The following is a 15251-nucleotide window of genomic DNA, read 5'->3' on the forward strand; positions in this document are numbered from 1 at the left end:
GCGACGCACGAGCAGCATAGCGATAGTGGTGCTGATTGGCGTGCAAGATGGACGATACATATCAACCCAGACTCCTGCTCAGTCCGGCCATATACGCCGGCTACAACAGGTTCACCGGTCTACAAGCGAACGGGAGTACCGATACGTGCCACTCAAGAGCGTCGATCGCAAAGCCGAGCGCAGTGAGTCAGGAGATCCTCGGGCTGCTCTTCGGCGACCCATTTGCGGTGATGAATACAATTGGGTTGATCGCCTTCGCCCTCGTTGGTTCCTCGAAGGCTATTCGTGAGGAGTTCGACCTGCTCGGACTCATCATCGTCGGGCTTGCCATGGCGTTTGCTGGTGGCGCGACGCGTGATCTGCTTGTAACGCGAACCCCGCTGGCCCTGCAATCGCCGATCGAGATCAGTCTGGGACTTCTCGGCGTTGGCTTGGCAATCGCACTGAGCATCGTCCTTGAGGCACCGGAAACACATCCGGTGACGCTCGTCGCCGACGCGATCGGCCTCGCTGCCTTTGCGACAACCGGTGCTATCGTCGCAACTGAGGCTGGCGTGTCGGCGTTTGGGATCGTGGCGATTGCGACGATCAATGCCGTCGGTGGTGGTGCCGTCGCCGACATTCTGCTGGATCGACCCCCGTTTATCCTCTTTGAGGACTTCTATGCAAGCTGTGCCGTCCTTGGTGGAACCGCCTATTGGGTCGTTGGGCTGCTTGGTGCCCCAGCGAGTACCGCTGCGGTGGTGTGTGCGCTGGTAACCGTCGGGACGCGGTTGGTGGCGGTACTGTTCGACTGGAGCCTGCCGACAGTCCAAACGTTGGGGCTCCGAGCCGACTGAAGCCGTTGGAGGTGTAGACGCTCTCGCTTCTTTCGACCCAGCAATCGAACCGACACGGGAGCAGTAGACAGAATAATATGCACGCGAGCCCTCTACCGACGTACTTCACTGCTTCCGCTATGCCTGAAAAGAACTTCTCGTACGAGGGTAATATCATTAAGTCTGCTGAGTGGGATCGAGACTTCATCGAAGCGAGTCTCAATGCGATTCCAGATATCTTCTATGTGGTCGATACTGACGGCGATTTTCAGTGGTGGAACGACAAACTCCCACAACGTACCGGCTACACCGACGAAGAGATCGGAACGATGAACGCCCTCGAATTTTTTACAGGGGATGATCGCGAGACGATCGAATCATCGATTGAGACGGTGCTACAGACGGGCGAGGCGATCACCGAAGCTGAGATCACCACTAAAGAGCAACACACAATCTCTCATGAGTTTCGAGGGGTCAGACAAACTGACGCTGAGGGGGTACCAACGAGCATCATCGGTATTGCGAGGGATATATCGACCCGGAAGCACCGAGAGGATGAACTGAAAGCGCTGAACACACGGTTTGATCTGGCATTGTCGCAGACCGATACGGGGATCTGGGAACTTGATATCGCGTCCGGAACCGTCCGCTGGGATACAACCAGTGAACGGCTGTTCGGATACGACCCCGGTGAGTTTCCGGGGACATATGTTGGGGTCGGCAGCCGGGTCAGCGAAAGTGACGCAGAGCCCAGCGCGGAGACTGCCGACACAGCGGGTTCTGAGCCAAAGTACCGACCCGAATACGGTGATCGCATTCCAGCAGAGGATATTGATCGGGTGTCAGAACAGCTTGAACACGCGATCAAGACCGGCGAGCAGTATCAGGCTGATTTCCGGGTGCAACCGCCGGATGAGCCCCAACGGTGGATCCAAGCTCGTGGGGTCGTCGAGTACGATCATGATGGGCAGCCAGACCGAGTGCTCGGTGTCCAAACCGATATCACGGCGCAAAAAGAGCGTGAACGCGAACTCGAACGGACAAAGCAGACCCTCGAACAGAAGAATGAGCGGCTCAATCAGTTTGCCGCGACGGTTTCACACGACCTGCGGAATCCGCTTGAGATCGCACAGGGATACCTCGATGTCGCTCGGGAGACCGGTGAAGAAGATGCCTTTGACACGCTTGAGCGGTCGCTCGATCGCATGGAGTCGATGATCGATGAGTTGCTGGCATTGGCTCGAACCGAGACCATCGATCCTGAAACGGAACCGGTTCGTGTGGCCGACATTGTTACCATGGCGTGGGAAACCACCCAGACAGGAGCGGCGGAAATGGCGTGTGAGCTGCCGGCCTCGCTGACCGTCGTGGCTGAGCAATCACTCCTGAAAAACGTCTTTGAGAATCTGTTCCGCAATGCCGTCGAACACAACGAGTCGCCGGTGACCGTCACCGTCGGCGAACTAGACGGCGGCGGCTTCTATATCGAAGATACCGGGAGTGGACTGCCTGAGACTGACGACCAGTCGGTGTTTGCGCAAGGGTTTACCACCAATGACAGTGGGACTGGATTCGGGCTGGCCATCACCCGAAACCTGATCGAGGCCCACGGGTGGACGATCACCGCGACTGCGAGCGCGGCTGGCGGAGCCCGATTTGAGATCCGTACCGATGGCTCGTGACTTCGTAGCGCAGCACCCACAGTCAGGTTCGAGTGACTGTATCGCTGTGTTCGTACCGCGCGCCGATTCTGGCCGACGGTGTCACACAACCGCGGGTGCCAAGCTATTTTCCGGCCGACAGCGAACCCCCACGTATGAGCGACGAGGCACTGCTCGACGGCAACCCGGCCGACACCCACGAAGCCATCATGATGGCGACGTTTGCCGCGCTTCGCACCCACGGCTATCCCGGCATCTCGATCCAGCGGATCGCCGACGAATCTGACCTGACGAAATCGACATTTTATCACCACTTTGACGGGAAAGACGACATCCTCCTGTCGTTCGTCGAATATATGCGAGATTACTTCGAGCGTGGCTACCGGATCGAATCAACGGGCGATCCGGTCGGCGACCTCAAAGCGTTCGTGACTGTCTCGCTCGGCGAGTATCCGGCCGCCGAGGGCACGCCGGACGCCGACGCGCGGCTCTCGACGTATCTGGAGCTGCGGGCCCAAGCGATCCAAAATGAGGCGTTCCGGTCGGAGTTCACCGAGCTGTCGGCCACCCTCGTCGACAACCTCACCGAGATCATCGAAACCGGGGTCGACCAGGGCGTCTTCGCTGTCGACGATCCGGAGACAACGGCGGAGTATCTGGTCGCCACCATCGAAGGCATCAATCTCCAGCAGACAACCCGGACTGACGACCCACGCTCGATGCTCCGAAAAGAGTTGGAAACCTACATCGAGACAACGGTACTGGCCGACGACATCGCGTTCTAAGTGTGACTGGCCGCCCGCAGAGCGATCCAAAACAGCAAGACCCCCGGCGACGAGAAATGGGGTATGCGTGTCAGCGTGATCGGCGGCAGCACCGTCACCGACGAGGAGTACGCCACAGCCCAGACGCTCGGCGAGCAGCTTGCCGACCGCGGCCACGAGGTCGTCTGCGGCGGTCGAACGGGTGTGATGGAAGCCGTCTGTCAGGGAGCCCAGTCAGCCGGCGGTCACACCATCGGTATCCTTCCGGGCTCGGAGCCGGCAGCTGCTAACCCCTTCGTCGAGACGGCGATCGCCACCGGAATCAACGATGCCCGCAATGCGGTCGTGGTGTTGAACGGCGACGCCGTCATCGCTGTCGACGGCGGCCCAGGAACGCTGTCGGAACTCGGCCACGCGCTCAGCCTCGGCAAGCCGGTCGCCGGCATCGACACCCACCGCGTCGACAGCGTCGCGGGTATCGAACACGTCGACACCCCGGCGGCGGCGATCGATTACGTCGAAGCCAGCGTATAAGCGGCGATCGATTACGTCGAAGCCAGCGTATAAGCGGCGATCGATACCATGCGTCGACAGCGGCGGACAGCTTTTGCCGCTCGTGGCCCTGTCGTCTGCATGGACATTCCTCTCTACGATAGTTTAGATGGGCAGGTCGCACTGGTCACCGGTGCGACCCGCGGGATCGGCAAGCGCATCGCCGATGGGCTCGTCGACCACGGTGCGACCGTCTACGCCGGCGCGCGTGACACCGCCGACATCGACAACGACGACCGCGAGGCAATCGAACTCGACGTAACAGTCGACTCACAACGAGCGGCAGCCATCGACCGCATCAGCGACGAAGCCGGCTGTCTGGATATTCTCGTCAACAACGCTGGTGTGATGGACAGCCGCGAGTCGCTGGCCGAGATGCCGACTGAGACGATCGAGCAGACGTTGTCGACGAACCTCCATGGGCCGATCCACCTAACGAAACAGGCACTCGATCTCTTACTGCCGCAGCCCGGCCCCCGCGTCGTCAACGTCTCCTCCGGGTTGGGCGCGATCACCGAGCCACAGTCCGGTGGGATGCCGGCCTACCGGATTTCGAAAACCGGGCTCAACGGTCTCACACGATATCTTGACGGCGAATACAACAGACAAGGATTGCTCGCCAATTCGGTCTGTCCGGGCTACGTCCAGACCGACATGACCGAGGGGAGTGCGCCCAGAACGCCCGAAAAAGGAGCAGAAACACCGATCTGGCTGGCGCAGTTCAAGCCTGATGCCCCAAGTGGAGCGTTCTGGCGTGATCAATCGCCGAAGGACTGGTGACAATCGGTTCAACCGAAGCAGGCAGTGCCTGTCTGGAGCGCAGTTCGACCAGCGTGACGGATCGCAGACAGCAGGCAACGTGATACTAACCGGCTGCAGCACATACAGTAAGACATGTCTCGATCACAGCAGGCGGTCGCACCCACCGCGACACCCCGTGGCAGCAGCCACGGAAGGGGAGCGACGGCGATCGCTGTTGATCTCAGGAGTTGGCAGGGATGACACGAGGATCGTCACGAACCGGCAGGGGAGGCGTGACACGGCGTGCCGCCATCGGGATCCTCCTTGGTGGGGTGGCACTGGGTGTGAGTACCTCGGGGGCTTTCGATCAGGTCGACACCAGACGGCCCTTCGGGATCGCTGTCAGCGACACCAACGCGCTTGTCGGGCTCGTCGATCGTGGCCCGGTGAAAAAGAACGCCCGAGAGCCGATGGTGACGATCACGAACAACACGGCCGACACCGTGAGTTACACTCTCACACTGGATAGCTGTGCCGACGGGACACTCCACAGCCCAAACGGCGGCACTGGCTGTTCGATTACGTTCAGTCTCGCCGGCGGCAACAGCGGCACCGTCGATCTGACCGCCACCATAGCAGGGACGATCACCTACAGCATCAGCGCGACCAGCCCCACGCTTTCGATTCAAACGACCGGCAGCGTGACAGCTGAAACCGGCAACGTCGCCGGCGCGATCCGGATCCAGAAACCGGTTCGGGATCAGGAGTTCACCGCGGCCCCACCGCAGGGCAACCAGGGGAACGTCTTCGAGATCAAAAGCGTCGATGTGCGTGACGACGACGGCGACGATGATCTCGTCGCGGTCGCCTACGAGGTACGAGAAGGGGGCTCGGGTGGGACGATCGTCGGCGAAAAAACGGTCACGCTCCCGCCGTCGAACCGCTACAATCCGAGCGGCAACCCCGCGGAAACGATCGATCCAAATTCGGGATACACGATCCAAAGCGGGGTGTTGTACACCCTCACCGTCACCGGCACCGACGCCGACGGCAACACCGAAACCTCGACGATCGAAGATACGGCCTAAATGCCGCTGGGGGCCGCTCACAGCGGGATTTCGAGGGCCATGCCGATCAGCAGAAACAGCAGGATAACCCCCACAATCGCCAGGCCGATCTTTTGGAACGTGTTCATCGATATCTCGTATCAGCGACAGGCGTAAAAATAGTTGTGCGCAGCTCCCGATCGAATCGGGGGTGAGCGTCACCAGCAACCCCCGGAGGCGTCGACGACGGGTGCTACTTAGACGTACAACAACGGCAGCATCAACAAGACGCCGGCGACGATCCCGGTCGCCAACTCGCCGTAGCCGTGACGCGGGAGGTCGACGCCGGTGGCCAACGCCTCCGGGATGAACTCCGTGAGGACGAGATAGATCATCGCGCCGGCCGCAAAGCCGAAGCCGAACGGAAGGAACGATTCAGCCCAGGTCACAAACGCGAAGGCGATGACCGCGCCGATCGGCTGGGGCAGACTCGAAAAGACCGCCGCGCCGACCATCCGCCACTTCGAGAGCCCCATTGCCCGCATCGGGATGGCGATAGCGGTGCCCTCGGGGATATTGTGGATCGAGATCGCGATCGTCATAAACACAGCCAGCAGTGGCACGGAGATACCGAGCACGCCGACCCCGCCTTCCAAGCCGAGTTCCGCAAAGGAGACACCGACGGCGACGCCTTCCGGGAAGCTGTGAACGGTCAGAATCCCCAGAATCAACACGAGCTTTTTGAGGTCGCCCTCGGCGAAGGCTTCGACGTCAATCGGATGGTCGTGGCTGTGAGTCCCCCCATCGCCGTCAGGGAGGGCCTCGTTCTCGTCGACAGCGGCGGCTGCGTCAGCGTCGTGGTCGTCCGCATGGTCGTGCTCGTGCGCCGTATCGTGGCCACCGTCGCCACCGACATCGGCCGCATCAAGCACGCGATCAGCAACCTCAACGAGGACGACCCCCGCGACGAGGCCGCCGACCATGAGCGTCGGCAGTCCGTCGCTGGCGTAGGCCAACCCCTCGTTGACGAGGCCGAACAGCGATGCGGCGACCATGATCCCCGAGGCGATACCCCACAGGGCGACGTTCCAGCGGTCGCTGAAGTCCTCAACGAAGAAAAACGGGATCGCCCCAAGCCCGGTCGCCAACGCCGTGATTAGCCCGGCAACAAAGACAAGCGTCAAATTCACCAGGAGGCTCATACGTCGGTTTTCACACCCGATAGTAAAGAAAGTTTGTAAGTGAAAAACAAAATTTTGTCTAACCTAAAACAGCGCGGGAGAGTAGTCTCACTCCTGCTGGCAAGGACTCATATTGTGGTGAGTCGGTGTCATTTTGTCTGCGACAGCCGATATGGAGTTATGGAACGACGCAGCTATCTGTCGGCTGTAGGGGTAGTCGGTGCCGGCGCGCTTGGGGGCTGTCTGAGCGAGCCACCAGAGCAGTCAACGCAGGCAGGGATCACCGTCGAGCGAGTCGTTGAGGGGCTGACCCACCCGTGGGGGCTGGCTGCTGGCGGCCCTAATGACGCGCTGTTGGTCACCGAGCGCGATCCAGGGCGGCTTCAGCAGGTCGACCCCAACGCCGGCACAGCAACCGAGATCAGCGGGGTACCCGCGGTCGATGCCGCCGGACAGGGCGGGCTACTCGATGTGACGTGGGGGCCCGACGATTCGTGGGTGTATCTTACCTACGCGATCGCAGCCGAGGATGGCACAACAACCCGGCTTGCTCGCGGGCGACTCGACGCCGGTGGCGACCGGTTGACCAACTTCGAAACGCTGTACACCGCGGAACCGGCCGTCGATTCCTCGGGGCATTACGGCTCTCGGGTCACATTCGGGCCCGAAGGCTATCTGTATATGACGGTCGGCGATCGCCAGTTCAAGAACTTCGGCCCCGAGCACGTCGCCCAAGACCGAGGCAATGACCTTGGGACAACACTGCGACTGGGGGCGGATGGCTCGATCCCCGCGGATAACCCCTTCGTCGACGAGGAGGCCGCCCAAGATGCGATCTACAGCTACGGCCACCGAAACGCACAGGGCCTCGATGTTCATCCCGAAACGGGCGCGATCTGGGAAAGTGAGTTCGGCGAGTCCGATGGCGACGAGATCAACGTCATCGAGCGCGGCGGCAACTACGGCTGGCCAATCGCCGACGAGGGCTGTACCTACGGCACCGGCCAACCGATCGGCGTGAGCCACGCCGACCGCGAGGACGTGATCGGGCCGGTCTTCGGCTGGCCCTGCGGCGAGGACGGCCCCGCACCGAGCGGAATGACGTTCTACGACGGCGAGGCATTCCCGGCGTGGCAAGGTGACCTCTTCGTCGGCGGACTGGCCGGCCAACGCCTTGTGCATCTCGGGATTGATGGCCATGACGTGACTCTCCGTGAACCACTCGTCGCCGACCGCGGCTGGCGGGTGCGGGCGGTCGCCGTCGGCCCCGAGGGTGGGCTCTATCTCGCGATCGACGACGGATCGGCCCCGATCGTTCGGCTGCTGCCGGACACCTGAGCCCGCGGCTCACAGCGATCGGCGAGAGCCAGAGATAACGCCCAACACGCCGACGATCACACCGACCGCGATCGACGGGAGCCCGGCCTCCACCGGCATCCAGCCGGCAAGCCAGAGCAGACCGGCGGCAATGATGATCACCGCACCACCGACCGAGGGGGCGATGCGCATGGCGAGACTGCCGAGAACAACGACTAACAGGATCGACAACACCGCGCGCACCACCGCATCCCGACGTTCTTGGCGTGTTGGATTCTGGATTGACTGCTGGCCGCTGATCGTCGCATCGTTCATGTTCGTCGCCTCGTAGTCGGCGTTCCAGTTCGACTCAGTGGTGTCGTCCGGAACCGGCACATCCGCGGTCATATTCTGCGCATAGGAGTCCTCCAAGATCGTGTTCGATGCGTTGCCCGCCTCCGAGAGCGTCAGCTCAGCAGCGCGGACATTCGAGAGGTTGACCGCGAGTCGATCGCCACCCTCGGGGCGACGGTAGGCCGTCGAGATGTTGATCCCTGAGATCGATTCGGTCGTGGTGTATTCGATCGGCTCAATCGGCAGCGCAGTCGGTTCGCTCCGCCGAGGCGTGACGGTGGTGACGTGGGTTTGCTGGGCGGTCGGATCGACGATCACGACGCGATACTGCTGGTTGCGCTGGAGGGCCGTCTGAAAGCCATTGTCGCCGAGGATGTCGCCGGCGACGGTCTGATACTGGGTGCCGGCGTCTGTTGGCACCGGTCGCTGAAGGCGGAGTTCGGATCGTTCCGCATCGAACCGGCCGGTTTGATCAGCCAGCCGCAGCCGTGGGGTAACGGCTGCCACCGAGTCCTCAGCAGGCAGCAGATATGCCGGCTGTTGGTCGATCCGGGCGGGGAGCCGGACGCGGCGGTCGTAGTAGCCACCATCCGAAGCGAGTTCGGCAGCAAACCGTGTGTTGACCGGGAGGCCAGTCATGTTGATCGTGCCATCACGCGTTGTCTGGCGGGTGACCGGCTCGCCGGTATCGACGGGCGTGAGCGTTACAGTGGTCTCGCTGCCGTCGATCAGCGAGCCATCGGTGACATCCCGGATCGACAGCTCGGAGGGGAGTTCGGCCACGCGAATCGTCTGCTGGCCGCGCGGGAGATCCTGAAATGTCGCTGTCCCATCCGGGTTCGGAGCGGCGTCGGTGGCAACGACCTGGTCGTCGGCGACAGCAGCGACGCTGTTGTCGGGCGAGACGCCGCTGACCGAGACGGTGACAGGCTCACCGGCTCGATAACTAAAGTCGGGTTGCTCGTCGGTCGGGTCGATGCCGGGGGTCGTGAACTGATCGAACTGTCCGTCCAGCGTGACCTGGCCGATATCGCTTCGGTTGACGGTGACGGGGTTGCGTGTGGCGTCGACCGATTCGATGCCGACCTGTGAGGCCTCGAAGGCATCGTCGCTGACGGTAGCCGACGCCGGGCCACCGCTGCTGAGTTCGAGGGGGCCACTCGTCCAGGAGTCGTTGCCGACGACCGGTTTCGACTCGACGGCTTTGCTTTCGGTGACCGTGACCTCAAAGCCAGTCTCGGTCTCGTAGGTGAGGTCGCTGACGGTCGTGTTGGTGATGACCGAGTAAGAGATCACAGAGACCGGAATCGCCATTAGTGCGACGGCGATCACGACGACCAGCAGTTCGTTTCGATCCATCGAGAGGGTGATGGCGACCGGCATCGGGATGCCGTCACGCCATGTATGCCATAGGAGTCTGTCGGGCGGACGGTTAACCTCGTTTATTAGCCGCGGCTCGTGTGAACCAGTTGTCGGGGTAGACGTAATGGGGCTGCTCGACCATCGCGGCCGTGAATTGGAACGCCAAGGCTCAGTGTTACAGTAAAAGTAGTCCCGGGCGGATTCGAACCGCCGTCATAGGCTCCAAAGGCCCATATGATTGGCCACTACACCACGGGACTGCATTCCAAGGTCAGGCTGGCGATTACATTAGTCCTTTCTTTTCGTGACACGGCTGGTGCTGCGGCGACGCCCACCAGCGATATACGCCACCGGTGTCAGTGGCCGGTATGGGACTACAACGCGTCGGGGTGCTCTGTGTCACCCTCGGGCTTGCGGTGGTGATGCTGACGGCCGTGCTCTTCGGCCCGGCTGCCGGCAGTACCGACGTTGGCTGCCCCGACCACGAGCCACGCTACGCGCTGGAAGGGGTCGATCTCGACTCCCTTACAGTCAGCTACACCGACGGCTGCAACACGTTCGTCCTCCAGCCGCTCATCACCGGCGGCGTCGGGCTGACCGGCCTCGGGGCTCTCTTCGGCCTGCTTGGGATCGGCCGAGCGAGTGTCAACAGGTCGTAGCCGTCGGGGTCGAGGTGTCACCCAAGTCGCCGAAAATGGGCGGATTTAACCGTCAGTCCGTCCCGCGTACACACGTATGCGACTTCACGAGTATCAGGCGAAGGACATCTTCGCGGACGCCGGGATTCCGGTGCCGAACTCCCAACTTGCAGACAGCGTTGCGGGCGTCCTCGATGCGGTGTCCGCGATCGGCTATCCAGCAGCGATCAAAGCGCAGGTACACGTCGGCGGCCGCGGGAAAGCCGGCGGGATCAAGATCGCCACCAGCGAGGAGGAAGCACGCGAGGCCGCTGAGTCCATCCTCGGAATGGATCTCAAAGGCTACACCGTCGACCGCGTCCTCGTCGAGGAAGGCGTCGACTTCGTCGACGAGTACTACGTCGGCGTCACGATGGATCGCGGCGAAGGCGAACCCGTCGCCATGGTCTCAACGAAAGGCGGTGTCGATATCGAGGCCGTCGCCGAGGAGGATCCCGACGCCATCGCCCAAGAGCACATCGACCCCGCCTTCGGGCTCCACCCCTACCAGGCGCGCAAGGTCGTCTACGACGCCGGCGTCCCCGCCGAGTACGCCCGCGACGTATCCTCGATTCTCTCGACGCTCTACGAGCTCTACGAGGCCAACGACGCCAGCGACATCGAGATCAACCCCGTGATGATCACGGGCGACGGTGACGTGATCGCCGCCGACGCGGTCATGAACATCGACGAGGACGCCCTTTTCCGCCAGCCCGACCTCGCCGACATGGAGGAAGATTCCTACCAGAACGACCTCGAACGCAAGGCCGGCGAGTACGGCTTCGATTACGTTCGCCTCTCCGGCAACACGGGGATTATCGGCAACGGCGCGGGCCTCGTGATGGCGACACTCGACCTCGTCGACTACTACGGCGGCACCCCCGCGAACTTCCTCGATGTCGGCGGCGGCGCGAAAGCCGACCGCATCGGCAACGCCCTCGACATGGTTTTCTCCGACGAAAACGTCGACAGCGTCGTCTTCAACATCTTCGGCGGGATTACCCGTGGCGACGAAGTAGCGAAGGGCATCAACGAAGCCCTCGAAGACTTCGAGGAGATCCCGAAACCGGTCGTCGTCCGACTCGCCGGCACCAACGCCGAGGAAGGCATGGAAATCCTCAACACCGACCTTGTGCAGGTCGAAGCGACGCTTGAGGACGCCGTCCAACGTGCGGTCGCCAACGCCGAGGAGGTGGCTCAATGAGCGTCTTCGTTGACGATGACACCCGCGTCGTCGTGCAGGGCATCACCGGCGGCGAAGGGAAGTTCCACACCGAACAGATGCTGGAGTACGGCACCAACGTCGTCGCCGGCGCGGTGCCAGGCAAGGGCGGCCAAGAGGTCGCCGGGGTTCCGGTCTACGACACCGTCGACGAGGCTGTCGAGGCCGAGGATGCAAACGCTTCTGTCGTCTTCGTCCCGCCGGCGTTCGCCGGCGACGCCGTCTTCGAAGCTCTCGATACCAACCTCGATCTCGTCGTCGCTATCACCGAAGGCATCCCGACACAGGACATGGCGAAGGTGAACAAACGGCTATCCGAAGTCGATACGAACCTCATTGGCCCGAACTGTCCGGGCATCATCACGCCGGGCGAGGCCAAACTCGGCATCCTGCCGGGCAACATCTTCGAGGCCGGCAACGTCGGCCTTGTCTCCCGCTCGGGCACCCTGACGTATCAGGTCGTCTCGAATCTGACCGACCGCGGGATCGGCCAAACGACCGCCATCGGCATCGGTGGCGACCCGATCATCGGCACCTCCTTTATCGACGCGCTGGAGGCCTTCGAGGCCGACCCCGAAACCGACGCGATCGCCATGTGTGGCGAGATCGGCGGCGAGGACGAGGAGCAGGCCGCGAAATACATCGCCGAGTACATGGACACCCCAGTTGCGGGCTTCATCGCCGGTCGCACCGCGCCGCCGGGCAAGCGGATGGGCCACGCGGGGGCCATCGTCTCCGGCTCCGGCACCGGCACCGCCGAATCGAAGATCAACGCGCTCAACGACGCCGGCGTCCCGGTTGCCGACACGCCTGGTGAGGTCGCCGAAGCGATCGACGACTTCCTGTAGTCACCGCTGCTGCGATTTTATTTCAAGCATCTACAAGCGCCGCCCGGGAGTACCGACCGCGGGTGCGAGCATATAAATCCGGGTAGGCACCAACCCCAGATGTGACCAGCGAGTCCGACCCGGACTGGGGGCCGTATTTCGGCTTTTCGGCGCCCTACGCAAACCAAGCCGACGCCATCGAGCAGGCCATCGAGACCGTCGGCGACCGTGGCTACCTCGCCATGGAGGGCCCTTGCGGCACCGGAAAGACGATGGCCGCGTTGACCGCGGCGGCAACCCTCCTCCGTGAGACCGACAGCTTCGACAACGTCTTCGTCGCCACACCGGTCAAACAGCAACGCCAGCAGTTCATCGACGACCTGCGAACGATCAACCGCAGGATCGAGGAGCCACTCGCCGGCGTCGCCCTCGTCGGCAAAACCGATCTCTGTCCGTACGGCCGTGAAGACCTGTTTCCGGACGACGCGAGCGTCCACGATCGGTGTGAGGAGCTCCGGGATTCGACAGCCGATCTCATTCGCGCCGACGACAATGACGGCGGAGGTGAGACGACAACGCAATCGTCGATCGCCTCCCAACTCCTCGGCAGCGTTGCCGGTGGGGTTGGCGGCGACACCGCTGACGCCCCCGAGCCAGCAGCGCGGCTCACCGCCGGCCGTGAGGATACCGAACAGTGGTGGGATACTGAGCGCGCACTCGAACTCGTTCAGACGGCTCAGCAGGATCTCCGCGCAGCCCAGCAGTCCGGCGGCGATGCCGACGCCACGCCACTTGAGACGGCCGGCGCGAGCGCACCGTACGGCACTGCCCAGCCGGCAGCGCCGGCAGAACTGACCGAGGGGGAGTCGACACCGCTGTACTGTCCGTTCGAGGCCGACTGGTACGCCCGCGACAAAGGGTCGCCCGTCGGCTTCGAGCAGGGCGTCGATCATGTGCTCTCGACTGAGGAATTCCTGCCGGCGTCGGTCGAGGCCGGCACCTGTCCCCACCGGGCGATGGGTGTCCTGCTGGAACACGCGGATGTCGTCATCGGCAACTACAACCATCTCTTCGATTCCCGCACCCGCAACCTCACCGAGCCGATCCTCGATGAGCGCACGCTCGTGATCCTTGATGAGGCCCACCGGATCGAGGAGCGCGTCCGCGATCTCGTCAGCGACACGGTCGGTCGGGTGACGCTCACACAGGCCCAGCGCGATCTCGGCGAACTGCTGGATCGCGCCAGCCAACACCCCGACAACAAGGAACTGGTCGAGAAATATCTCGCCGAACACGACGTGCCCTACGAAGCCGTCGAGCAGGCCCAAACCTTCTACCGCGAGGCGGTCGCGTGGCTCGACGATCACATCGACGACGCGCTCGCCGAGCGGTTCGAGGGCTACGCGGCCGGCTACCCTGACGACCTGCCGAGCGAGCGGATCGAACTCGAACTCCGCGATCCCGAAACCGACGAACGCGATAGCTTCACAGAATGGGCCGAAACTGCGGGCTACGATGGCGCGTTCTTCCGAACGCTTGGGAAAGTCGGGGGTGCGGTCGAAGACGCACTCAGCCAACTCGGCATCGACCGCGACTGCGTCTGTACCGTCGTCGGCGCACGCTTCGGCCAGTGGTGGACGCGGGATCACACCGCCTTTTTCCGAGAGATCACGCTGGAGCCGACCGACGCCGACAGAGATCGTCTCGATCCCGAGTGGCGAACCGCCTACAACGCCTCGCTGGTGATGTACAACTGTATTCCAGCCGAGCAGGTGGGCGAAATCTTAGGCGAGTTCGGCGGCGGCGTTCTGATGAGTGCGACGCTAGAACCGTTGGACGTGTTCGAGGCGGTCAGTGGGCTGTCGTCGGTCGCGGCGGGAGGCAGCACAGCCGGCGGCGACACAGCCGGCAGGGGCGACGACCGACCGCCCCGTCGCGTCGACCGCCGCAGCTACGATCTCCAGTTCCCCGTCGCCAACCGCGAAAGCTGGATCGTCGATGTGGAGCCGTTCACCGCCCGCAACCGTGGCGACCCGACCGGCCCCGATAACGCGACCCGGGATCGCTACGCCTACGTCGCCCGCGAGATCGCCCGCAGCCACGGGAACATCCTACTGTGTTACCCCAACTACGCCGAGGCAAAGTGGGCCGCCGGTCGGCTGCGCGAGGAGATCGACAAACCAGTCTATCTCGATGAATCCTCAAGTCACGAGGCGACCCACGCGCTCCGCGAGGGGTTCGTCGACGACGATCACGCGGTGTTGGTGACAAGCACCCGCGGGACGCTGACTGAGGGCGTCGACTACGAGGGCGAGGAGTTACACACCTGTGCGGTGTTCGGGATTCCGCTTGTCAACATCGGCTCCCCGCGCGTGCAGGCGGTACGGCACGCCTACGGCGATCGGTTCGGGCGCGACAACGCCTTCGACTACGCGCTGACGGTGCCAGCCGTCCGACAGGTGCGGCAGGCGATCGGTCGGGTGTTGCGCGGGCCCGAGGAACGCGGCGTTCGAGTGCTCGTCGGCGAGCGATACCTCCCCGACAAACCGCGGTCGGTCGCGCCGTTTTTTGCCGACCAAGAGCGTGCGGAGTTTCGGCGGTTAACGCCGGAGTATCTCGACAGCCAATTTGAGGCATTCTGGGAGTAAGACTGGCTGTGTGATACTAAATAACAGAAGAGCAGCCGGTGATACCGCAGCGACCGTCGCCGTCGATCAGTGATCGATCCGATTCTGGTGTCGCGCAGTCGC

General features: G+C 62.8%; 13 protein-coding genes and 1 tRNA gene. 11 read left to right on the forward strand and 3 right to left on the reverse strand.

Annotated features, from left to right (window positions below; genetic code table 11):
* Window positions 1–230: 230 nt before the first annotated feature.
* From DM826_RS01450 to DM826_RS01475, 6 genes are all read left to right on the forward strand, one after another.
* Complete coding sequence (locus tag DM826_RS01450; protein WP_394338534.1) at window positions 231–839, forward strand: trimeric intracellular cation channel family protein; 609 nt, start codon at window positions 231–233, stop codon at window positions 837–839.
* Window positions 840–958: 119 nt separating this feature from the next.
* Window positions 959–2500, forward strand: a complete 1542-nt coding sequence (locus DM826_RS01455; protein WP_165853218.1) for a sensor histidine kinase — start codon at window positions 959–961, stop codon at window positions 2498–2500.
* Between the two features lie 134 nt (window positions 2501–2634).
* On the forward strand, window positions 2635–3264 hold the full coding sequence (locus tag DM826_RS01460) for a TetR/AcrR family transcriptional regulator (protein WP_120100591.1): 630 nt from the start codon (window positions 2635–2637) through the stop codon (window positions 3262–3264).
* A 63-nt stretch (window positions 3265–3327) separates the two neighbouring features.
* A complete protein-coding gene (locus tag DM826_RS01465) occupies window positions 3328–3777 on the forward strand; it encodes a TIGR00725 family protein (RefSeq protein WP_120100593.1) in 450 nt (149 codons plus the stop codon).
* A gap of 99 nt (window positions 3778–3876) precedes the next feature.
* A complete protein-coding gene (locus DM826_RS01470; RefSeq protein WP_120100596.1) occupies window positions 3877–4575 on the forward strand; it encodes an SDR family NAD(P)-dependent oxidoreductase in 699 nt (232 codons plus the stop codon).
* A gap of 254 nt (window positions 4576–4829) precedes the next feature.
* Window positions 4830–5624, forward strand: coding sequence for a hypothetical protein (locus DM826_RS01475; RefSeq protein WP_120100598.1), 795 nt, complete (start codon window positions 4830–4832; stop codon window positions 5622–5624).
* 215 nt (window positions 5625–5839) lie between these two features.
* Here the strand turns inward: DM826_RS01475 and DM826_RS01480 are convergent, their stop codons facing one another.
* Entirely contained in the window at window positions 5840–6784 is a 945-nt protein-coding gene (locus DM826_RS01480; RefSeq protein WP_120100600.1) for a ZIP family metal transporter, read from the reverse strand.
* Window positions 6785–6943: 159 nt separating this feature from the next.
* Between DM826_RS01480 and DM826_RS01485 the strand changes: the two genes are divergently transcribed.
* Window positions 6944–8101, forward strand: coding sequence for a PQQ-dependent sugar dehydrogenase (locus DM826_RS01485; RefSeq protein WP_120100603.1), 1158 nt, complete (start codon window positions 6944–6946; stop codon window positions 8099–8101).
* 9 nt (window positions 8102–8110) lie between these two features.
* Here the strand turns inward: DM826_RS01485 and DM826_RS01490 are convergent, their stop codons facing one another.
* On the reverse strand, window positions 8111–9796 hold the full coding sequence (locus tag DM826_RS01490) for a hypothetical protein (RefSeq protein WP_120100605.1): 1686 nt from the start codon (window positions 9794–9796) through the stop codon (window positions 8111–8113).
* Window positions 9797–9962: 166 nt separating this feature from the next.
* A tRNA-Gln gene (locus DM826_RS01495) sits at window positions 9963–10035 on the reverse strand.
* 108 nt (window positions 10036–10143) lie between these two features.
* On the opposite strand from DM826_RS01495, the gene DM826_RS01500 reads away from it, so the two are divergent.
* From DM826_RS01500 to DM826_RS01515, 4 genes are all read left to right on the forward strand, one after another.
* On the forward strand, window positions 10144–10434 hold the full coding sequence (locus DM826_RS01500) for a hypothetical protein (RefSeq protein WP_120100608.1): 291 nt from the start codon (window positions 10144–10146) through the stop codon (window positions 10432–10434).
* 76 nt (window positions 10435–10510) lie between these two features.
* Entirely contained in the window at window positions 10511–11656 is a 1146-nt protein-coding gene (gene sucC, locus DM826_RS01505; protein WP_120100611.1) for an ADP-forming succinate--CoA ligase subunit beta, read from the forward strand.
* A complete protein-coding gene (sucD, locus tag DM826_RS01510) occupies window positions 11653–12522 on the forward strand; it encodes a succinate--CoA ligase subunit alpha (protein WP_120100613.1) in 870 nt (289 codons plus the stop codon). The genes sucC and sucD overlap by 4 nt, the downstream gene beginning before the upstream one ends.
* A gap of 101 nt (window positions 12523–12623) precedes the next feature.
* Complete coding sequence (locus tag DM826_RS01515; RefSeq protein WP_205738779.1) at window positions 12624–15149, forward strand: ATP-dependent DNA helicase; 2526 nt, start codon at window positions 12624–12626, stop codon at window positions 15147–15149.
* Window positions 15150–15251: the final 102 nt, after the last annotated feature.

It is taken from the genome of Halonotius aquaticus (genome assembly GCF_003605575.1).
Taxonomy (GTDB): Archaea; Halobacteriota; Halobacteria; order Halobacteriales; family Haloferacaceae; genus Halonotius; species Halonotius aquaticus.